Annotated in this window: 20 protein-coding genes; 7 read left to right on the forward strand and 13 right to left on the reverse strand. The window is 69.6% G+C overall.

What is annotated here, in order from left to right; all coding sequences use genetic code 11:
* The 5 genes from FXO23_RS22425 to FXO23_RS22445 form a co-directional block, all read right to left on the reverse strand.
* Positions 1 to 185 (reverse strand): DUF485 domain-containing protein (locus FXO23_RS22425; protein ID WP_158887367.1); only part of this gene is annotated, 185 nt, incomplete at its 3' end.
* 72 nt (positions 186 to 257) lie between these two features.
* Positions 258 to 2,012: a sodium/solute symporter gene (locus tag FXO23_RS22430; RefSeq protein WP_158887368.1), complete on the reverse strand. Its 1,755-nt coding sequence runs from the start codon at positions 2,010 to 2,012 to the stop codon at positions 258 to 260.
* A complete protein-coding gene (locus FXO23_RS22435) occupies positions 2,012 to 2,359 on the reverse strand; it encodes a hypothetical protein (protein ID WP_158887518.1) in 348 nt (115 codons plus the stop codon). Before FXO23_RS22435 ends, FXO23_RS22430 begins: the two co-directional genes overlap by 1 nt.
* Positions 2,356 to 3,126 (reverse strand): LytR/AlgR family response regulator transcription factor, encoded by a 771-nt coding sequence (locus tag FXO23_RS22440; protein ID WP_158887369.1) that lies wholly within the window; start codon positions 3,124 to 3,126, stop codon positions 2,356 to 2,358. The genes FXO23_RS22435 and FXO23_RS22440 overlap by 4 nt, the downstream gene beginning before the upstream one ends.
* The gene (locus tag FXO23_RS22445) at positions 3,123 to 4,208 is read right to left on the reverse strand and encodes a sensor histidine kinase (protein ID WP_158887370.1); all 1,086 of its coding nucleotides are present in this window, start codon (positions 4,206 to 4,208) and stop codon (positions 3,123 to 3,125) included. The genes FXO23_RS22440 and FXO23_RS22445 overlap by 4 nt, the downstream gene beginning before the upstream one ends.
* Before the next feature lie 343 nt (positions 4,209 to 4,551).
* On the opposite strand from FXO23_RS22445, the gene FXO23_RS22450 reads away from it, so the two are divergent.
* Together FXO23_RS22450 and FXO23_RS22455 are read left to right on the forward strand one after the other, a co-directional pair.
* On the forward strand, positions 4,552 to 5,184 hold the full coding sequence (locus FXO23_RS22450; RefSeq protein WP_158887371.1) for a DUF4360 domain-containing protein: 633 nt from the start codon (positions 4,552 to 4,554) through the stop codon (positions 5,182 to 5,184).
* A gap of 247 nt (positions 5,185 to 5,431) precedes the next feature.
* On the forward strand, positions 5,432 to 6,082 hold the full coding sequence (locus FXO23_RS22455; protein ID WP_158887372.1) for a DUF4360 domain-containing protein: 651 nt from the start codon (positions 5,432 to 5,434) through the stop codon (positions 6,080 to 6,082).
* A 63-nt stretch (positions 6,083 to 6,145) separates the two neighbouring features.
* On the opposite strand, the gene FXO23_RS22460 is transcribed toward FXO23_RS22455, so the two are convergent.
* From FXO23_RS22460 to FXO23_RS22480, 5 genes are read right to left on the reverse strand one after another with little or no spacing between them, the layout of a single operon-like run.
* Entirely contained in the window at positions 6,146 to 7,141 is a 996-nt protein-coding gene (locus tag FXO23_RS22460; protein WP_158887373.1) for an ABC transporter substrate-binding protein, read from the reverse strand.
* A 27-nt stretch (positions 7,142 to 7,168) separates the two neighbouring features.
* Positions 7,169 to 8,224, reverse strand: a complete 1,056-nt coding sequence (locus FXO23_RS22465) for an ABC transporter permease (protein WP_158887519.1) — start codon at positions 8,222 to 8,224, stop codon at positions 7,169 to 7,171.
* 2 nt (positions 8,225 to 8,226) lie between these two features.
* A complete protein-coding gene (locus FXO23_RS22470; RefSeq protein ID WP_158887374.1) occupies positions 8,227 to 8,994 on the reverse strand; it encodes an ATP-binding cassette domain-containing protein in 768 nt (255 codons plus the stop codon).
* On the reverse strand, positions 8,991 to 10,028 hold the full coding sequence (locus FXO23_RS22475; RefSeq protein ID WP_425484890.1) for a class I mannose-6-phosphate isomerase: 1,038 nt from the start codon (positions 10,026 to 10,028) through the stop codon (positions 8,991 to 8,993). Before FXO23_RS22475 ends, FXO23_RS22470 begins: the two co-directional genes overlap by 4 nt.
* On the reverse strand, positions 10,025 to 11,011 hold the full coding sequence (locus FXO23_RS22480) for a LacI family DNA-binding transcriptional regulator (protein ID WP_158887521.1): 987 nt from the start codon (positions 11,009 to 11,011) through the stop codon (positions 10,025 to 10,027). Before FXO23_RS22480 ends, FXO23_RS22475 begins: the two co-directional genes overlap by 4 nt.
* A gap of 348 nt (positions 11,012 to 11,359) precedes the next feature.
* Between FXO23_RS22480 and FXO23_RS22485 the strand changes: the two genes are divergently transcribed.
* On the forward strand, positions 11,360 to 13,774 hold the full coding sequence (locus tag FXO23_RS22485) for a GH92 family glycosyl hydrolase (RefSeq protein WP_158887375.1): 2,415 nt from the start codon (positions 11,360 to 11,362) through the stop codon (positions 13,772 to 13,774).
* A gap of 257 nt (positions 13,775 to 14,031) precedes the next feature.
* On the opposite strand, the gene FXO23_RS22490 is transcribed toward FXO23_RS22485, so the two are convergent.
* Positions 14,032 to 14,748 carry a hypothetical protein gene (locus tag FXO23_RS22490; protein ID WP_158887376.1) on the reverse strand — a complete coding sequence of 239 codons (717 nt, stop codon included), beginning with the start codon at positions 14,746 to 14,748 and terminating at the stop codon, positions 14,032 to 14,034.
* Positions 14,749 to 14,959: 211 nt separating this feature from the next.
* Between FXO23_RS22490 and FXO23_RS22495 the strand changes: the two genes are divergently transcribed.
* Positions 14,960 to 15,328, forward strand: coding sequence for a DUF3817 domain-containing protein (locus FXO23_RS22495; RefSeq protein ID WP_158887377.1), 369 nt, complete (start codon positions 14,960 to 14,962; stop codon positions 15,326 to 15,328).
* 49 nt (positions 15,329 to 15,377) lie between these two features.
* Here the strand turns inward: FXO23_RS22495 and FXO23_RS22500 are convergent, their stop codons facing one another.
* On the reverse strand, positions 15,378 to 15,878 hold the full coding sequence (locus FXO23_RS22500) for a MarR family winged helix-turn-helix transcriptional regulator (protein ID WP_158887378.1): 501 nt from the start codon (positions 15,876 to 15,878) through the stop codon (positions 15,378 to 15,380).
* 75 nt (positions 15,879 to 15,953) lie between these two features.
* Here FXO23_RS22500 and FXO23_RS22505 point away from each other — a divergent pair, with 75 nt between their 5' ends.
* The 3 genes from FXO23_RS22505 (at position 15,954) to FXO23_RS22515 (ending at position 18,505) form a co-directional block, all read left to right on the forward strand.
* Complete coding sequence (locus tag FXO23_RS22505; protein WP_158887379.1) at positions 15,954 to 16,259, forward strand: thiamine-binding protein; 306 nt, start codon at positions 15,954 to 15,956, stop codon at positions 16,257 to 16,259.
* A gap of 259 nt (positions 16,260 to 16,518) precedes the next feature.
* A complete protein-coding gene (locus FXO23_RS22510) occupies positions 16,519 to 17,502 on the forward strand; it encodes a helix-turn-helix domain-containing protein (protein WP_158887380.1) in 984 nt (327 codons plus the stop codon).
* Between the two features lie 70 nt (positions 17,503 to 17,572).
* Positions 17,573 to 18,505 carry a tetratricopeptide repeat protein gene (locus FXO23_RS22515; protein ID WP_246257674.1) on the forward strand — a complete coding sequence of 311 codons (933 nt, stop codon included), beginning with the start codon at positions 17,573 to 17,575 and terminating at the stop codon, positions 18,503 to 18,505.
* A 77-nt stretch (positions 18,506 to 18,582) separates the two neighbouring features.
* On the opposite strand, the gene FXO23_RS22520 is transcribed toward FXO23_RS22515, so the two are convergent.
* A complete protein-coding gene (locus FXO23_RS22520; RefSeq protein WP_158887382.1) occupies positions 18,583 to 20,034 on the reverse strand; it encodes a neutral zinc metallopeptidase in 1,452 nt (483 codons plus the stop codon).
* Positions 20,035 to 20,075: the final 41 nt, after the last annotated feature.

Here is a 20,075-nt window from a genome sequence, read left to right on the forward strand (position 1 = left end):
AACTTCACCGACATAAACCCATGCGCATAATCAGCCAGCAACACATACAGCAGATACCAGGCGAGGAACAACGCAGTCATGGGGAAGACGAATTTGCGTAGTCTGGTCCGCAGTTCCTTGAACTCCGGACTCTGATGGGCCTGCTTCCAGACGGCTGCCGTCTGGTCGCTGTCCGTGCTGGTCACTGAATGCTCCTCAGCGCGTTGGCAGATGTGTGCCGCGCCACAGTAGAGATCAGTAGTCGCTCGGTGACAGGGTCAGCGGATCAAACGACGAGCTGTGCGACGAACGGTTGACGAACGGCGCATCCGGCGCGCCGAACGGATCGGGTCGCCGGGCACCCGGGAGCGGTCCTCGTCCAGGTGCAGCCGGAGCATCGCCGTGGTCGACCACGGCGGCGGGCGGCCGAACCACGAGACCACGAACATGGTCACGAATGCCAGCGGAACCGACCACGGCGCCGGTTGTGCCACCAGTATTGCCTGCCAGCCGCCGAAATGCGGGCCGAACAACGCCGTGAGGATCGAACCGGACGAGGCCAGCAGCCCGGCCAGCACGCCGCTGATCGCACCCGCGGCGGTCAGCCGGGGCCACCAGATGCCCAGTACCAGCAACGGGCAGAACGTCGACGCCGCGACGGTGAAGCCCCAGGTCACCAGCACCCCGGCGTCCAGGGCGGTGGACTGCAGCGCGAATCCGACCATGACCGCGGCGGCGAGCACCACGGCCACCCGCAGCCGCCGCAGCCCGCCCGGAACCAGGTCGTGCGCGATCGCCCCGGAAACCACCAGCAGCAGCCCGAGCGAGGTCGCCAGGAAGGCCGCGAACGCGCCCGCGGTGAGCAGCGCGGTGAACAACGCCCCCGGCCATCCGGTGTCCACCTGGGCCGGAATCGCGACCACCGCGGTGTCCGTCGCGCCGGAGAGGTACAACTCCGGCACCAGAACCCGGCCCAGGACACCGTAAATCCCGGGAAACAGGTAGAACACGCTCAGCAGGACGATGGTGATCGCCGCGGTCCGGCGCGCCGCGCGACCGTCCGGGCTGGTGTTGAAGCGCATCAGCACGTGCGGCAGTCCCATGGTGCCGAGCATGGTCGCGATGAGCACGGCCCAGGTCCCCAGCAACGGGTAGTCGGCGTTGTTCAGATCGAGCAGCGGCCGCTGCCAGTCCGGCCCGCCGAGCGCGGCGAGGCCGTGCACCCCGGGCACCGGGGTGCCGCGGGCGAACACCAGGACCTCGTCCTTGGCCATGGTGCGCGAGCCCGGCGGCAGCACGGCGGGTTCGCCCGCTTCGGAGCGGACCGGGGTGGGTTCGCGGATCTCCAGGGTCACCTCGGTCTGGAACCGCACCGTGGTTTCGCGTTCGAAATGGCTGAACTCCACCGGGTGCAGCGCCTCGTGCCGGTCCGCCGCGCCGATCTGCGACACCAGCCAGATCGCGGGCACGATGAACAGCAGCAGCTTGAGGAAGAACTGGAACGCCTGGACATACGTGGCCGCCCGCATGCCGCCGAGCGCGAGCGTCGCGCTGACCGAGGTCCCGGCGATCACCACGCCCACCCAGTACGGGGTGTTGCTCACCGCGCCCAGCACCAGGCCCGCGGTGCGGAACTGCGGCACCAGGTAGAGCAGCCCGATCACCAGCACGACGAGCGCGGCCAGGCGGCGCAGGGCGGGCGAGTTCAGCCGTGCCTCGGCGAAGTCCGGCACGGTGAGCGCGCCGGAGCGCCGCATCGGGGCGGCGACGAGGGCGAGCATCGCGATGTATCCCGCGGTGAACCCCACCGGGTACCACAGCGCGCCGATCCCGTTCTTCACCATCAGCCCGGAAACACCGAGGAAGGAGGCCGCGGAAAGGTATTCCCCGGACACCGCGGCGGAGTTCAGCAGCGGTGAGATGCGCCGCGAGGCCACCAGGAAGTCCGAAGTGGTCCGCATCGCGGCCACCCCGCGCAATCCGATCAGCAGTGTCACCAGGACGACCGGGGTGATGGCCAGGACGGCGAGCATCAGCGGTCCTCGGCGCGTTCGGCCCGGCGCAGCTGCCAGCGGCCGAGCAGCACCATCGCCGGGTACGGCAGGACCCCGAGCACCAGCCAGGACGCCGGGATTCCCAGCAGCCGCAACCGATCCAGCCCCGGCCACACCGCGAACACCACGGGCAGGCCCAGCACCAGGACGAACATCAGCACCACGCTGATCAGCGCCGGGCCGCGCTGCGCCCGGTACAGGCCCCGCGCGCGTTCGGTGTCCGCCGGATCGAGCCGGGGCACCCGCCAGCGACCGCGGACCCGGCGCCGCGAACGGGCGAGCCGGGTCTGCGGACTGGTCACCGCCACCCGCTTGGTTTTCATCAGCTTCCGCGCTCCGGCGAGGACAGTTCACCGCGCTGGGCGGCGCGCAGCAGGCGCTCGCGGAGTTCGCGCGCGTGGCGGCGGCTCACCGGCACGTCCCCGACGGCGGTGTGCGCCAGCAGCCCGCCCGCGGAGTCGCTGCGCAGTTCCCGCACCGCGCCCAGGGAGACCAGGAAACCCCGGTGCACGCGGAGGAAACCGCTGCCCTCCCAGTACTCCTCGAGGCGGGAGATCGGCATCCGGACCAGATGCACCCCGGCCGGGGTGTGCAGCCGGACGTAGTCGCCGTGCGCCTCCACGAACCGCACCTCGTCGCGCCGCACGTACCGGGTCCGCCCGCCGCTTTCCACCGGGAGCGCGGCCAGCGCGTCCGGTGGCTCGGCGGGAGCTTCGTTGCCGGGCGCCATCCGGACCACCTTGGCCAGCGCGGCGGACAGCCGTTCCGCGCGGACCGGTTTGAGGAGGTAGTCCACCGCGCCGATGCCGTAGGCGGTCACCGCGTGCCCGTCGTAGGCGGTGACGAACACGATCACCGGCGGCTCGCTGAGCTTCGCCAGCAGGGAAGCCAGTTCCAGCCCGTCCAGGCCGGGCATCGCGATGTCCAGGAACACCGCGTCGAACCGCTCGGCCTGGATGATCTTCAACGCGCTGAGTGGATCCCCGGCGGCCGCCACCTCGGCGACCTCGGGCGCGTCCCGCAGCAGCTGGCACAGTTCGTCCAGCGCGGGCGGAACGTCGTCAACCGCCAGTACCCGTAGTCCGGGCGTCATGGCATCACCCCCGGCTGGAACCGCGGCACCCGGACGACCACCCGGGTCCCCGCGCCCTCGGCGGTTTCCACGACGAGCCCGAACCACGGCCCGTACACGTGGCGCAGCCTGCGATCCACATTGGCCAGCCCGACACTGCCGGCGTGCCCTCGCCCGGCGAGGATCTCCTTGGCCTTCTCGGGATCCATCCCCACTCCGTCGTCTTCCACACTGATCACGCAGTCGTTGCCCTCGGCCTCGCCCTGCACCTGGACCAGTCCCGGTTCCGAGCGCGGCTCGATGCCGTGCCGGATCGCGTTCTCCACCAGCGGTTCCAGCACCAGGTACGGCACGGCGACCGCGAGCACCTCCGGGGCCACCCGCACCTGGACCCGCAGGCGCTCGCCCAGCACCGCCCGCTGCAGGGCCAGGTACGTCTCTATCGCATGGAACTCCTCGGCGACCGTGGTGTATTCGCCGTGCCGGGCCAAGCTGTATCGGGTGTAGTCGGCGAAGTCCAGCATCAGATCGCGGGCCCGGTCCGGCTCCGAACGCACCAGCGACGCGATCACGGTCAGCGCGTTGTAGACGAAATGCGGGGAGATCTCGGCGCGCAGCGCCCGCAGTTCGGCCTGGGCGGCCTTGTCCGCCGACGCCTCCAACCGGCCCCGTTCGAGGGCGTGCACGATCAGCGCGGCCGCTTCCCGGATCGCGGATCGCCGCACCGGCCCGGAAAGCACCAGCACACCGGCGAGTTCGTCGTGCGGGTGCAGCGGGACGGCGACCAGCGGAACGCGGCCGCTGAGCGATTCGGTGTGCAGCACCTCGTCCAGCAGCCCGGCCACGGCGGAGTCGTCCGCGGGACGTCCGGACCAGAGCAGCGAACCGGACAGATCGGCCAGGCCGAGCCCGTGCGCGCCGACCAGCCGGCGCAGTTCGTTCGCCGCGCGCCGCGCCCCGGCGCCGGACAGCCCGTCCCGCAGTTCCTCGGCGATCTCGCGGGCGGACCGCAGCGCCGGGATGGGATCGGACTCGGTGCGCGACCGGACTCGCCAGGGACGGTACGGTCCCCGGCCGGAGGCGTCGGCGGCGGGCGAGGGCATGGGCGGTCAAGCATAGACGGGTGCGGCGTGATCGTCGCCGAACCGGTGCCGGGCCGACGCCCGGTCGTGACGGGACGATCCCGCTGCGACCGTTCGGCCGCATAAGGAAACGAAATTTGAAGATTGTATTTTTGTGCCCCGGGAAATAAATCACCGGATTTGTTTGGATTCTGCGTCTTCTTGTTCTGACGTAATTGCGTCAGTGCGGTTCGGGTTCTGGCTGGTAGGCCGTTGATGTGGTGGAATATTGCTCCGTTCAGTGGCGGTAAATAACCATGCTTCCGCTTATGCTGAACGGGACGCTAATTTCGATCATATCCTGAAGTGTCAGGAGGAAACCTGCATGCTTAGTATGATCGCGGCTGCCGGCGTGGCCATGTCCTTGCTCACCGCCCCGGCTTCCGCGCAACCCAGTGGCCCCCCGCCCGATCGGATCACCGTCGACATCGTGACGGTCAACGGCTCGGGCTGCCCGCCCGGGACCGCCGCCATCGCCGTGTCGTCCGACAACACCGCCTTCACCGTGACCTACAGCGACTACCTCGCCCAGGCCGGCGCCGGTGCGTCGCCGACCGACTTCCGGAAGAACTGCCAGCTCAACCTGCAGGTGCACTACCCGCAGGGCTTCACGTACGCGATCGCCAAGGCCGACTACCGCGGCTTCGCGCACCTGGAGAAGGGCGCGAGCGCGCTCGAGCGGGCCAACTACTACTTCCAGGGCCAGTCGGCCACGGAACGGGTGAGCCACACGTTCAACGGCCCGTTCAGCGACGACTGGCAGACCACCGACCAGACCGACTGGGCGAGCCTGGTGTGGGCTCCGTGCGGGGAGTACCGCAACCTCAACGTCAACACCGAACTGCGGGTGAACGCGGGCTCCGCCAGGCCCGACACCACCAGCTTCATCTCGATGGACTCGACCGACGGCAGCGTCAAGACGACGTACCACTTCGCGTGGAAGCGCTGCGACGCCTGAGGCCCTTCGCGGCCGGCGCCAACTGAAGAAGAACCCACGCGCGGCGACCGCCCTGCGATCCAGTGGCGGCCGCCGTGCTCTCCACCGCTTTTCCCGTCCAGCGGCGTCTCTCGTTTCGTGTGTGCCTGGACGTATTCGTTTCCGATAATTCGGCAGATTCTGCCAAAAACTGGGGGACACCCTGCGCGGGCGCTCGAGTCCACGTACTTCGTGGTGCGCCCTTTACTGAAACAAATTGGGAGGAACCATGCTCGGTATGATCGCGGCGGCCACCTTGGCCTCGTCGTTGTTAATCGCTCCGGCGGCGCAGGCGCAGGGGCATTTCCCGGACCCGCCCGCCGGGGAGATCGTCATCGATATCGTCACCGTGAACGGGTCGGGCTGCCCGGCCGGGAGCGCCGCGGTCGCGGTGTCGGAGGACAACAAGGCCTTCACCGTGACCTACAGCCAGTACACGGCCCAGGTGGGCGTGGGCGCGAAACCGACCGACTGGCGGAAGAACTGCCAGCTCAACCTCATCGTGCACGTGCCGCAGGGCTTCACCTACGCGATCGCCCAGACCGACTACCGCGGCTTCGCGCACCTGGAGAAGGGCGCGACCGCCGTGGAGAAGGCGAACTACTACTTCCAGGGCTCGTCGCAGACCACGCCGATCAGCCACGAGTTCAAGGGCTTCCTCAGCGACGACTGGCAGACCACCGACAAGGTCCCCGTCGACCAGCTCGTCTACAAGCCCTGCGGTGAGGAGCGCAACTTCAACATCAACACCGAGCTGCGGGTGAGCGCCGGAACCTCGGATCCGACCAAGACCACCAGCTTCATCACCATGGACTCGACCGACACCAGCTACAAGACCATCTACCACTTCGCCTGGAAGGAATGCCCGCCCAAGCCGTAAGCGAAACGCGGGTGTTCCGGGCGGCCCGCGCCGCCCGGAACACCCGCGTCCGCGTCAGTTACCTCAGCACTGCTGCTTGTAGAAGTACTTCTGGTTGGCGTCCATGTCGTCCTTGGTGATGGAATGCAGGCCCGCGGTGATGTTCCGCTCGGTCGGCTTGCCCTCCAGCGCCGCGACCGCCTGCTGCACGCCCTTCGTCCCGATCTCGGCCGGGTCCTGGGCGATCAGGGCCTGGTACTCGCCCTTGCGCAGCCCCTCCACTTCGGACGGGCTCGCGTCGAAGCCGACCAGGTTGATCTGGCCGATCTTGCCCGCGTTGCGCAGACCGGTCGCCGCGCCCTCACCGGTGTTCAGGTTGGTGGCGAAGATGCCCACCAGGTCCGGAGTGGACGCGATCGCCGCGGTCACCTTCCCCGCCGCCTGATCCGGCTCGTTCTGGGTGAACTGGATGCCGACCGACTTCAGGTTCGGGTGGTTCTTCAGTTCGTCGGAGAAGCCCTTGGCCCGCGCGTTGGTGGTCGAGGTCCCGGCGATGGTGTCCAGCACCAGCACCGAACCCGCCTTGCCGCCCACCAGCTTGGCCAGGGTCTGCGCGGCCAGCTTGCCGCCCTCGGCGTTGTTCGACGAGATCGACGACACCGCCACGCTCTTGTCGTCCAGCGCGGTGTCCACCTCGACGATCTTCGCCCCGCGGTTCTTGACCTGCTGGATCGGCGCCAGCATCGCCTGGGCGTCGGTCGGCGCGATGAGCAGCGCCGCGGGCAGGTTCGAGCCGAGGGCGTTGACCTTCTCGGTCTGCATCGCCGCGTCGAACTTCTGCGGCGCCTGGGTGTCCAGGGAGTAGCCCAGCTTCTGGGCCTCGGCCTGGGCGCCGCACTGCATCGAGATGTAGAACGGCTCGGCCTGCACGCCCTGGATCAGGGTCAGCTTCTTGTTGTTCTGCGCGGGCTGGCCGGGGTCGCCGGACTGGCCCACCTGCCCGGAACCGCAGGCCGCCACCAGCGCCGCGACGGCCAGCGCCGAGGCCGCCGACAGGACCGTCCTAGGGGTTGCTTTCATCTGTGCCTCCGCACTTCGTTGTGGGGATTACCGGGAGTTCCGCAGGCGGCGACGGCGCTGGTCGAACCAGACCGCCGCGATGAGCACCGCGCCGACCGCGATCATCTGCCAGAAGTCCTGGACGCCGGTGATGTTGAAGCCCTTCTTCAGCACCGCCGGGATGAACACGCCGATCACCGTGCCGAGCACCGAGCCGACGCCGCCGAACAGGCTGGTGCCGCCCATCACCGTCGCCGCGATCGCGTTGAGGTTGTCGGTGGTGTGCGCCGAGATCGTGGTCGACGCGTAGTACGCCAGCGACATGAACCCCGCGATCCCGGCGAGGAAACCAGTGAGCAGGTACACCTTGAGCAGGTGCGCGGTCACCCCGATGCCCACCCGGCGCGCGGCCTCGGCGTTGGAACCGACCGCGTAGGTGTAGCGGCCGAACTTGGTGGTGTGCAGCAGCCACGCGCCGATCAGGGTGATCACCACGGCGACCAGCACCAGGTTCGGGATTCCGCCGAACGAGGTGCCGTAGCCGAGGGTGTTGTTCAGGGTGGTCGGCACGCTGCGCACGTCGGAGCCGTTGTTCAGCAGGTACGCCGCGCCCAGGGCGGCGCCCATCGTGCCGAGCGTGACGATCAGCGGCGGGATTTTGGCCACCGCGATCAGGAACCCGTTGAGCAGGCCCCACAGCGTGCCCGCGACCACCGCGGCGATCAGCCCGACGGTGATCACGCCCCACCCCGCGGCGCTGGCGTTGCCGCCGGAGAGCGCCTCCATGGTCTTCCCGGCGACCATGCCCGCGAAGATCAGCACCGAGCCGACCGAGAGGTCGATCCCGGAGGTGATGATCACGAAGGTCATGCCGACCGAGAGCACCAGCAGCACCGAGGTCTCGATCAGCAGGGTCTGGAAGGTGAACACGGTCGCGAACTGCGCGGGGCGCATCGCGGTGAACACCACGATCAGCGCCAGCAGCACCAGCGCGATCCAGAACGTGTTCGCCGAGACGAGCCGCGCGCCCAGCGAGCGCTTGACGAATCCGCCGGTACCGTCCACTTCGGACTGTACCGACGAGGGCGCCGGTTTGGTGGACATCGTCACGCCGCCTCCTCCTGAGTGAGCGCGCCGGTCATCGCGGCGACGAGGTCTTCGAGCTGGGTGCCTTCCGCGTCGAACCGGGCGACCCGCTTGCCGAGGCGCAGTACCTCGACCCGGTCCGACACCGAGAGCACCTCGGGCATGTTGTGGCTGATCAGCACGACCGCGATCCCCTGGTCGCGGACCTTCTTGATCACGTCGAGCACGCGTTCGCGCTGGACCACGCCGAGCGCCGCGGTCGGCTCGTCCATGAACACGACCTTGCTGGCCCACACCACCGAGCGGGCCACCGCGACGCTCTGCCGCTGCCCGCCGGACAGCGAGCCGATCGGCACGTCGGTGCTCTGCAGCGTGACGCCGAGGCGCTGGAACTCCCGCACGGCCTGGCGCCGCATCTCGGCCTTGTCCAGCATGCCGAGCTTGCCGAGGATCCCCTTGCGGTGGATCTCCCGGCCGAGGAACAGGTTCGCCGCCGGATCGAGTTCCGGGGCCACCGCGAGGTCCTGGTACACGGTCTCGATGCCCAGGCGGCGGGCGGTGGTCGGCGAGTCCAGGGTGATCTCCTTGCCGTCGAGCAGGATCCGCCCCGAATCGGGCTGTTCCGCGCCGGACAGGCATTTGATCAGCGTCGACTTCCCGGCGCCGTTGTCGCCGATCAGCGCGGTGACCTCCCCGGCGCGCGCGGTGAACGAGGCGCCGCGCAGCGCCTCCACCGAGCCGTAGTGCTTCACCAGGTTCTGGGCGTCCAGCAGGATCTCGTCGGTCATCGGTCCCCCTTCGGCGCGGGCGGGCGGCAGCGGATGAGCGTCAGCTCACCCTCCACAGTGGATTCCCCGGCGGCGTGCGGGACGACGAACGTGTCGCCCTTGACCAGCGCGTGGTCGCCGCCGTGCTCGGTGCGCAGCGTGCCGGAACCGCCCAGCACGACCAGCACCGCGAAGGACGGGTCCAGCGACAGCGCGGGCGAGGGGCGCACCTGCTCGGCCCGGAAGAACGCCGCCGCGTCGTCCACCAGAAGGTCCACAGTGGACCCAGTCAGGTTCGCGGTGCGCTTGACGATGGTGTTCAGCCGGTCTTCGTCCCAGCCGGTGCGGTCGAGCGCCTCGATCGCGGTCTCGAACCCGAGGCCGAGGTGCGCCTTCTCCGGGGCGGCCAGGAAGTCCCGCCACTCCAGGGTGAGCGAGAAGTCGGTCGGCTGCTGCAGTTCGACGACGAAGACGCCTTCGCCGATCGCGTGCGGCAGGCCCGCCGGGATGTAGACCGTGTCACCGGGGCTGACCGGGATGCTGTTCAGCGCGGACAGCATCGTCGGCGCGTCCTGCTCGCGCGCCCATTCGTTGATGGTCTCCGCGCTGTGCGACTCCCGGAAACCCGGGTAGACGCGCGGATCGTCGCCGTAGGTGCCGACCACGATCCACGCCTCGGTCTTGCCGAAATGCGAGTCGAAGTGGCGCCGGGCGAACGCGTCGTCCGGGTGGAAGTGCACCGGGAGCCGTTGCCCCGCGTCGAGCAACTTCACCAGCAGCGCGGTCGAATCGGCGAAGGCGGACACGTGGTCGTCGCCCAGCCATCCCTTCGGATCGGCGCGCACCGCGTCTCGCAGCCAGCGGCCGTCGGGCAGCCGGGTCAGGCCGTTCTCCGCCTGGCCGAACATCGTGGTGGTGGAACCGACCCAGTCCTCCGGCCCGAACCTGGTGTCGGCGCCGGAAGCTCCGCGCAGCGCGGCGATCGCGTCGCCACCGCGGTAGAACTGCGGCGGCTGGTTCGCCGGCAGCTTGATCGGGCCGCGGAACAGGTTCACGGGCGCACCTCGCCGGAACCACGCGCTACAAGATGCACAGGAAGAACTACCTTTCTCGGGGCGGATTGGTCGCCCTGGAGACGGGCGAACAGCAACTCGGCGGCCGCTTCACCGAGCGCGCTCACGTTGTGGGCGATCACGGTGACCGGCGGGTCGAGGATGTCGGCGAGTTCGAAGTCGTCGAAGCTGACCAGGGCCGGGCGGCCGCGCCCGGTTCCGGCCAGGGCGCGCAGCAGGTGCACGGTGACCCGGTTGTTCCCGGCGATGACTGCGGTGGCGGCCTCCGGGCCGTCGAGCAGCCGCCGCACGGAATCGGCCACGCTCTCCTCGGTGGGCGTGCGCATGATGACCAGGCGCTCGTCGTAGCGGATCCCGGCCCGCGCGCAGCCCTCGCGGAACCCGCGCAGGCGCTCGGACGCGGTGTAGATGTCCGGGCTGTCGGCGAGGAACGCGATCCGCCGGTGGCCGTGCGCCGCGAGGTGGGTGACCGCCTCGACGGTCCCGCCGATGTTGTCCACCAGCACGGTGTCGGCCACGATGTCGCCGGCCGGGCGGTCGATGAACACCACCGGCGTGCCCGCGCGCATCTCCGGCACCAGGTAGCCGTGCTGCATCCCGGCGGGCACCACCAGGATCCCGTCGACCCGGCGGGAGCAGAACTCCAGGGCCAGTTCGCGTTCCCGTCCGGAGTCCTCGTCCGAGGAACCGGTGAGCACCTGGCGGCCGAACGAGGTGGCGATCTTCTCCACGGCCCGGGTGAGCTCGGAGTAGAACGGGTTGCCCACGTCCTCGACGATCAGGCCGATCGTGCCGGTCGTGGAGCCGCGTCTGAGGTTGCGCGCGCCGAGGTTGCGCCGGAAGCCGAGTTGCTCGATCGCCGCCATCACGCGCTCGGCGGTGTCCGGGTGCACCGCGGGTTCGTCGTTCACCACCCGCGAGACCGTTTTGATGCTCACGCCCGCGAGCCGGGCCACGTCGCTCATCGTGGCGCGGCGGCTCATCGTCCTGGTACTGGCGGCCTTGGGAGCACCTCCCGGGCCGTCTGGCGACAACGTTGTCATAGTGGCGCAGATTGCACACCACGGGCCGACCGCTGTCAAGGGGTCGTGAGTGACGCGGCCGGTTCTAACCGGTCCGAACACTCACGACCCCCGTCGGTAGGTGGGCGTTGCTACTCGGTTGTCCGCTTTCGGACAGGCTGGTCGCCTTCCCTTGACGTCCCCTGTCGCGGGTGCGCAAGGTGACCCGGCAAGGGTGTGCGCGACAAGGTTGTCAGTGATTCTCTCCCCGGCGGCCGGTGCGCGCGTGGATCGGTAGCGAAAGGCGAGAGGGTGCGCGCTCGACAATGGATCGCCACGCTGGCCGCGACGGCGGCGGCGACTTCGGTTCTGGTGCCCGCGGCGGCCTCCGCCGCGCCCCGGCCCGGTGACGTTCTCGATTCGGTCAACACGTTCATCGGCACCAAGAAGGACGGCAACACGTTCCCCGGCGCGTCCGCGCCGTTCGGGATGACCCAGGTCAGTCCGATCGGCTCGCACTACGCCGGTTACCGGTACGACGACCCGGCGATCCGCGGTTTCGGGCACTTCTTCCTGTCCGGCGCGGGATGCTGGGAACAGGGCGGGCTGGTGTCCACCCTGCCGACGACCGGTTCGGTCGCGACCGGCGGCGACTTCGACACCACGAAACCCGCGACCTTCGACCACAAGCGCTACGGCTCGGCGTACACGCACGACGGCGAGGTCGGCAAACCCGGCTACTACAAGGTCCGCCTGACCGGGTACGGCGGCATCGACGCGGAGACCACGGCGTCCACCCGGACCGGCGTCGAGCGCTACACGTTCACCAAACCCGGTCCGGTCAACGTGTTCGTGAACACCGGACAGGCCAACGACAAGGAACCGGTCACCGCGAGCAGCGTCCGGGTGGTGGACGACCGGACCGTGGAGGGCACCGTCGAATCGCAGGCGTTCTGCGGCGGAAAGCCCTACACCACGCATTTCGTGACGAAGTTCGACCGGCCGTTCAGCTCGTTCGGCACCTGGTCGCCGACCGGCGGCGCCCCCGGCAGCCGGGAATCCGCGGGCGGCGCCGGGCTGCGCGGTGCGTGGCTGACCTTCGATCCGGGCGCCGCGCGCCAGGTCACCGCGACGACCGCGATCTCCCACGTGGACGCCGAGGGCGCCCGCCGCAACCTGCTCTTCGAAGGCTGGGGCGGCCTGCGCTCGTTCGACCAGGCCCGCGCCGCCGTCCAGCGCACCTGGCGCCAGGAGTTGTCCACTGTGGACATCGCCGGCGGGAGCACGGACGACCGCACGGTGTTCTACACCTCGCTCTACCACGCGCTGCTGCAACCGCTGACCGGCAACGACGCCGACGGCCGTTACCGCGGTTTCGACAACCAGGTGCACCGGGCGGTGGGGTGGACGTACTACGAGTTCTTCTCGCTGTGGGACACCTACCGCACGCAGAACCAGCTGCTCGCGCTGCTGCGGCCGGGGCGGGCGCGGGACGTCGCGAAGTCGGTGCTGGCGATCCACGAGCAGGGCGGCTGGCTGCCGCGCTGGGCCTATGCCAACCAGGAGACCAATACGATGACCGGGGACCCGGTCACCCCGTTCCTGGTCGACCTGTGGCGGTTCGGCGCGCTGCGCGGGCTGGAGGACCAGGCCTACCGGGCGTTGAAGCAGAACGCCGATCTGGTGCCGCCCGCGAGTTCACCGTTCGAGGGCCGATCGGGGAATCCGAGTTACCAGGCCAACGGCTGGGTGCAGTACGACCCGAACTTCCCGAAGAAGGGCCAGGACGTCGACCCGCACCACGGCGCCTCGGCGACCCTGGAATACGCGCTCGGCGACTGCTCGCTTTCGGTGCTGGCCGCCGCGCTGGGTCGCTCCGGGGACGCGCGGGCCCTTGCCGAGCGCGGGCGGAACTACCAGAAGCTCTGGGACGCAAGCGTTTCCGACCGCGGGTTCACCGGTTTCCCGCGCCCGAAGGTGCCCGGTGGCGAATGGTTCAGCCCGCCGAACAAGCCGTACACCCCGCAGGGGCAGGACGGTTTCCACGAGGGCACCGCGTGGCAGTACCAGTGGCTGGCGCAGCAGGACGTGCCGGGCCTGGTGCGGCGGATGGGCGGCCCGGCCCAGACCGGTAAGCGGCTGGACGACTTCTTCGCGTATCCGGATCTTCTGGTTGATCCGGTGAAAACCGTGCGGGAGAAGTGGGTCATCGGTCCGTACGACTACTACAACCAGTTCCGGTACAACCCGAACAACGAGCCGGACCTGCACGCGCCGTGGATGTACGCGCTCACCGGCCAGCCGGCCAAGACCTCGGCCGTGGTCCGCGCCGCGCACCACCTGTTCACCAACGCCCCGGACGGGGTGACCGGGAACGACGACCTCGGCACCATGTCGGCGTGGTACGTGTTCAGCGCGCTGGGCATGTACCCGGCGGTCCCGGGAACCGGCCAGTTCGTGCTGAACGCGCCGCGGTTCACCAAGGCCGTGCTGCACCTGGAAAACCACCGGGACGTGGTGCTCGAAGCTTCCGGCGCGCAGGGCACGAAGATCCAGTACGTGCGGGATCTGCGGGTGAACGGGATTTCCAGCGACCGCGCGTATGTCGGCCTCGAACAACTCACCCGCGGCGCCACCCTGCGCTACGGCCTGACCGAGGACGCCGCGCAAACCACCTGGGCCACCGGCCCGAACGGCGCCCCGCCTTCCCCCTGCGCGACCCCCTGACCGTCCGGATTCCCGGGGCGCCCGCCCTCGCCCCGGGAATCCGGACGCCCGAGTTCCACGTTCGCGCACGCGAGTTGCACATTCAGGTAAGCGAGTTGAACACTCGGGCACGCGAGTTGAACACTCGGGTCATTGAGTTCGGCGTTTCGTGCGCGGGCTTGACTTCAGCCCTTGGCCCGAACGTGCGACTCGCTTACCTGGATGGGTAGTTCGCGTGCCCGAACGTGCAACTCGCTTGCCGGAGCGTGCAACTCGGGCTAGCGAGCCGCACGGCGGCGGGAGGCGGTGTAGAGGACGGTGCCCGCGCTGAGGAGGGCGAGGGCGGCCAGCGTGGGGAGTTCGGCGTCGAAGCCGGTGTGGGCGAGGGATTCGGTGGCCGGCGGGCCGAGAGCCGGGATGGTGGTGGCGGCCAGGGCGGCTGGCTGGATCGCCGGGGGCGGTGCCATGGGGTGTGGTGCGGTCGGCGGTTGTCCGGGGGGAACTTGGCCGGGTTCGGTGGCGCCCGGTGGGTTTTCGACGGGCGGCGGGGTCGCGGTGCCCGGTTCGCAGGCGGTGTGCGCGGGATTGCCGCGGCCGACGCCGTGGTTCCGGTCGCATTCGTAGCCCGCGTCGGGGTCCGAGCCGCCGGGCAACTGGCCGGACGGGCTCTTGTTGTCGGCCTTGCCGACGCATCCGGCGCACGGTTTGCCCGCGGCCTTGCCGCCGCCGTTGCCGTTGGCCGACGGGGAGCCGTCGCGAGTCGAGTCGTACGGGCCGTGCGTGTTGGCACCGTGGCCGGAGAAGTCCGCAGTGGACGGTGGTTGCGGGCTGCCGGTGTCCGGGCCGGACTTCTTCGTCGGTTTCGCCGGGGCGCCGTGCTCACCGCCGTGCCCGTTCCCCGGATCCGCGGTGGCGGGGACGGCACCGAGCGCGAGCACCAGGGCGGCGGCCGGGAGACCCAGCAGCAGGCGGGTGGTCTTCGATGAACGCTCCATGATGGAGGGTCGCGCGAACTGTGTTCCGGGTTACACCGGCGCACCGAAGCCGTGCTCGGTGAGCATGATCACCAGGGCCCCGGTGTTCCGGTGACCGCCATCACGGCTCACACTGGTATCGCAACGTCCGACAGCGTGGTTGACGTAAGCGGGAGCCCCCGTTGAACCCCGTCGTCGGACGATTTTTGTGCGTGGACCTCTAGGAGGAGTCGTGTCCAGCAAGGCCGCTGTCTTGTTCCGCGTGGCCGCCGTCGCCGAGGCGTTTTCCTGGGCGGGTTTGCTGATCGGGATGTTCTTCAAGTACGTCGTCGAGGCCGGCGAGGGTGGCGTGCCGGTGCTCGGGATGGTGCACGGGATCATCTTCGTGGCTTACGTGCTGGTGTCCCTCGTGGTGTTCAAGCCGCTCGGCTGGCGCCCGAAGACCCTCGTGCTGGCGCTGCTGTCCAGCATTCCTCCGCTGTTCACCTGGATCTTCGAGAAGTGGGCGCTGCGCACCGGCAAGCTGGACGGCCCGGAGCGGCTGCGCCACGGCGGCACCGGCCTGTTCGCGAGCGCCCCGCGGGAAACCGTCGCCGCCTGAGAATCCCGCTGAAGGGGCACCGAGCGCGCTCGGTGCCCCTTCAGCGCGCTCATTCGGTGAAGTCGCCGGTCGCCTTGCGGACCTTGGTCAGCAATTCGGTGAGCTGTTCGGTCTGCCGCTCGGTCAGCCCGGTGAGCCCGAAGTCGATCCCGGTGACCGCCTCGGTCGCCTCCTCCCGGCGCGCCCGGCCCTCGTCGGTGATTTCCACCAGGGTGGTGCGCCGGTCGGTCGGATGCGGCACCCGTTTCACCAGGCCGTCCTTCTCCAGGCGGTCCACGATGTTCGTCACGCTGGTCGGATGCAGCTGCAGGCGCTCGCCCATCACCCGCATCGGCAGGCTCGAGCGTCGCGAGAAGGTCAGCAGCACCAGCGCTTCGTAGCGGGCGAAGGTGAGCCCGTGCGGCTTCAGCGCACCGTCCACCGCGGACTGGATGATCTGCTGCACACGCATCACGCCGGTGACCGCGGCCATGGTTCCGGAGGGCCCGATGCGCTCCTCCCACAGCTGCGCCGCGCGTGCGATCGGGTCGAACGGCAGGGGACGGCTCATGGCGCTCGAAGTTACCAGCGGGTACCCGGAAGCTGGTCAGGGTAGTGCCAAATAGTGCGGAAACAAGGAGTGTCGATGATCGTCGCCTTCAGCGTCAGCCCGTCCGGTGGTGACCCGGACGGCGGGGTGAGCGAGGCGGTCGCCCGGGCCGTCCGGGTGGTGCGCGAGTCGGGCCTGCCGAACTCGACCAACGCGATGTTCACCAATGTGGAGGGCTCCTGGGACGAGGTGATGGACGTCGTGAAGCGGGCCGTGTTCGCGGCCGGGGAGGACTCGGCCCGGGTCGGCCTGGTGCTCAAGGCCGATATCCGGCCCGGTTACGACCGCGGTCAGCTCGAAGCCAAGGTCGAACGCCTGGAGAAGCGCCTGGAAGTCGAATAACGCCGCGCCGGGTCGGCTGGCCTGGCGGACCGGAGGTCGGCGCGCACGCGGGCGGCGTCCCGGTCCTCGATGTCCGGACCGCCGAGCGGGCCGGGCCGCTGACGCGCGTGGTTGCGCTGGAGGCCGTAGACGGTCAGGCCCAGGACGATCAGTGCGAAGAGTGCTGGCGTCATGGCATGAATTTTGCGCTCCACTACATTCCGCCAACAGTGGCAGTTCTGACCTTGTGCCACAAAATCCTGCCAAGTACGCTCGCGGCATGCTGAACACCGTCGCCGCCGTGGTCGTCGACGGGCTGATGCCCTTCGAATTCGGCGTGATCTCCGAGGTCTTCGGCGTCGACCGGGTCGACGACGGGGTGCCGCCGGTCGAGTTCCGGGTCTGCGGCGAACGGCCCGGGGAGCCGATGCGGTTCAGCGTCGGCGTGACCATGTCCCCCGAGTTCGGGCTCGACGCACTCGAGGGCGCCGATCTGGTCGCGGTGCCCGCGTGCACGGTCCGGGCGGAGTACCCGCCCGCGGTGCTCGAAGCGCTGCGGGCGGCCTCGGCGCGCGGCGCCACCCTGCTTTCGCTGTGCAGCGGCGCCTTCGTCCTCGGCGCCGCCGGGCTGCTCGACGGGCGGCGGTGCACCACGCACTGGCGCTACGCCGCCGAGTTCACCCGCCGGTTCCCGGACGCCAAACTGGACCCGGACGTCCTCTTCGTCGACGACGGCGACGTCGTGACCGGCGCCGGAACGGCCGCCGGGATCGACGCGTGCCTGCACCTGGTCCGCCGGGAGGTCTCGTCCGCGGCGGCCACCACGATCGCGCGGCGGATGGTCGTTCCGCCGCAACGCGAAGGCGGCCAGCGGCAGTTCGTCGCGCTGCCGATCCCCGAGTGCACAGGGGACAGCCTGCAGCCGGTGCTCGACTGGCTGGTGAACAACCTCGCCGAGGAGCACTCGGTGCCCGAACTGGCGCGCCGCGCGAGCATGTCCGAACGGACCTTCGCCCGGCGGTTCGTCGCCGAGACCGGAACCACCCCGAACCGCTGGCTGTCCCTGCAGCGCGTGCTGCTCGCGCGGCACCTGCTGGAGGACACCCAGCTCGGGATCGAGGAGATCGCCCACCGCTGCGGTTTCGGCACCGCCGCCCTGCTCCGCCACCATTTCCACCGCGTGGTCGGGGTCGCGCCCAACGACTACCGCCGCACGTTCGCGCAGCGACCGGCGCCCGCCGGTCATCACCTGGGTGTGCGGTGAAGTGCTCCCGGCGCCGTGCCAGGATGGAACCGTGACACACCCACGCGGAGCAGCAGCGAAGTCAGCAGCAATGTCCGCCGCGCTGTCCGGCGCGGTCGATCTGTCCGCGCTGAAGGCGCGCGCGGACGCGGCACGGCAGCAGCAGGCGCCTCCGGCCGCCGCGCCGGGCGCGCCCAAGGGCGACGGGGCGAAACCGGGCGCGGCGGTGCTCGACGTCACCGAGGCGACCTTCCAGGCCGAGGTGGTCGAGCGGTCCCTGAAGCAGCTCGTGGTCGTCGACCTGTGGGCCGAGTGGTGCGGGCCGTGCAAGCAGCTCAGCCCGGTGCTGGAGCGGCTCGCCGCGCAATCGGGCGGGGCGTGGGTGCTCGCCAAGGTCGACGTCGACGCCAACCCGCGGATCGCGCAGCTGTTCGGCGTGCAGTCCATTCCGACCGTGGTCGCGATCGCCGGCGGCCAGCCGGTGGACGCGTTCTCCGGGGCCTTGCCGGAACCGGAGATCAAGAAGTGGATCGGTTCGCTGCTGGACGCCTTGCGGGACAAACTGCCCGGGATCCGGGAGGCCGAAGCGGGCGGCGAGCCCGTCGAGGAGCCGGAGGACCCGCGGTTCACCGAGGCCGAGGCGGCCTTCGACCGGGGTGACTTCGCCGAGGCGGAGGCCGCGTACCAGCGGATCCTGGACGCCGAACCGGCCAACGAGCAGGCGAAGGCGGCCCTGGTGCAGGTGCGGTTCTCGGCCCGGGCCAGCCAGGTCGACGAGTCCGTGGTCTCCCGCGCCGAGGCCTCGCCCGACGACGTGGACGCGCAGCTCGCCGCGGCCGACTACGAAGTCGCCCAGCAGCGCGTGGAGGACGGTTTCGCGCGACTGATCGCCACCGTGCGCCGCACCGCGGGCGAGGAGCGCAACCGGGTGCGCGAACACCTGGTCGGCCTGTTCGACCTCTTCGACGCGGGCGACGACCGCGTCACCAAAGCCCGCCGCGACCTGGCCAGCGCGCTCTTCTGAGCCGAGCCCGATGTCATGAGGGGACCCCTCCGGACGAATTCTGTCTGGAGGGGTCCCCTCATGAAACTTCCCGGGACCTAGCCGTACTGGTCGGTGCAGGTCTTGGAGCCTTCGACGTAACCCTTGCGCAGGGCGGCGACCCGGGCGAACCCGCTTTCCACCCGCTTTCCGTTGACGTCCGCGGACACCAGGCTGTTCGGCAGCAGGAGGTCGGCGATCGCCTCGTCCAGGTCGCCGGGGGACAGGCGCAGCTTGTTGCCGGGCTTGTTGGTCACCGCGGCCCACGCGCCCACCAGGCACGCCGTGCGCAGCCCCGCGTTGACGTTGTCCAGCGAAGCGCCCACGTGCTTCTGGATGCCCTGCGCGTACCGCGAGGCCAGTTCCGCGAACACCGCGAAGTCGCCCAGGCCGCCCGGATCCTCGCCCTGCTGCTCGGCCTGGCGGTCGGCGGGCTGCCCGAGCTGCCGCAGGGCCGCCAGGTCGTAGGTGACCGTGTTGTTGTCCGGGCAGTACGACGCGGGCGGGGTGTTCGGCCCGCTCGGGCAGGCCGCGCCGTCCGCGGCGAACTGCGGCGGCTGCGCGCCCGCGCCGGAGAACGCCTGGTCCAGGCTCTCCTTGACGAATCCGATGTTCTTCTCGTCGATCTTGCTGTCGCCCTGTTGCTGCTGGTCCTTGCCCTTGGCGAAGGGAACCTCGGTGATCCGCGACTGGATCTCCTCCAGGTTGATCGTGGCGCAGTCCTTGGGCGTCTTCTCGAAGCCGATCTGGAACGCGTACGACCGGTCGAACGCGCTGCCGTGCGCGCCCTTCTCGACCGCGGAGTCGCCGGCCTGGTCGCGGATGAAGAACAGCGAGGCCATGACCTCGTTCAGGCCCTCGGAGGTGGACAGCTTGAAGTACTTGCTCTTGTCCTCGGCGAGGTAGCGGAAGTACCCGCCCGCGAAGCAGTCGGCCTGCTGCTCCTTCACGATCGACGGCGTGTTCGCGCTGATCCCGGCCTTGTCCAGCAGCCGGTACTGCACCGCGTGGCCGAACTCGTGCGCCAGCACGGTGACCACCGACATCTTCCCGAACCGCTTGAGCAGCATCGGCAGGAGCACGCCCCGGTCCCAGGCGACCGAATCGTCCCGCCCGCAGTAGAACGCGTTGACCAGTTCCTTCGTGTCACCGCACGCGGTTTCGCGGTTCTCGCCGCTCGAGTCGTACGACAGCAACGATTTGACCGGCTCGAACTTCTGCCCGTCGAAGTTCTTGGGCAGCTGCTCGTCCCAGTAGGACATCACGTCCGCGATGGAGGCGGCCGCGATCTGGTCCGATTCCTCGTTGGTGAGATCGTCCACCTGGAGGTCGGGCTTCGGCGCGTTCGGCTTGAACCCGCTTTCGAAGTGGGTGACCGGCAACCCGGCCACGTTGCCGGGCGATTTGGCCTCGCCCTTGCCGCCGCCGCACGCCGCCGTGCCGAGGCCGAGGACCGCCACGGCCAGGATCGCCGTCCAGCCGTGGCGTCGTCGCACTCCCCCTGGGAACATGTTCACTCGCTTCGCCGGTCCAGGGCACTTCGCGGCCCTTC

It is taken from the genome of Amycolatopsis anabasis, assembly GCF_009765355.1.
Lineage (GTDB): Bacteria > Actinomycetota > Actinomycetes > Mycobacteriales > Pseudonocardiaceae > Amycolatopsis > Amycolatopsis anabasis.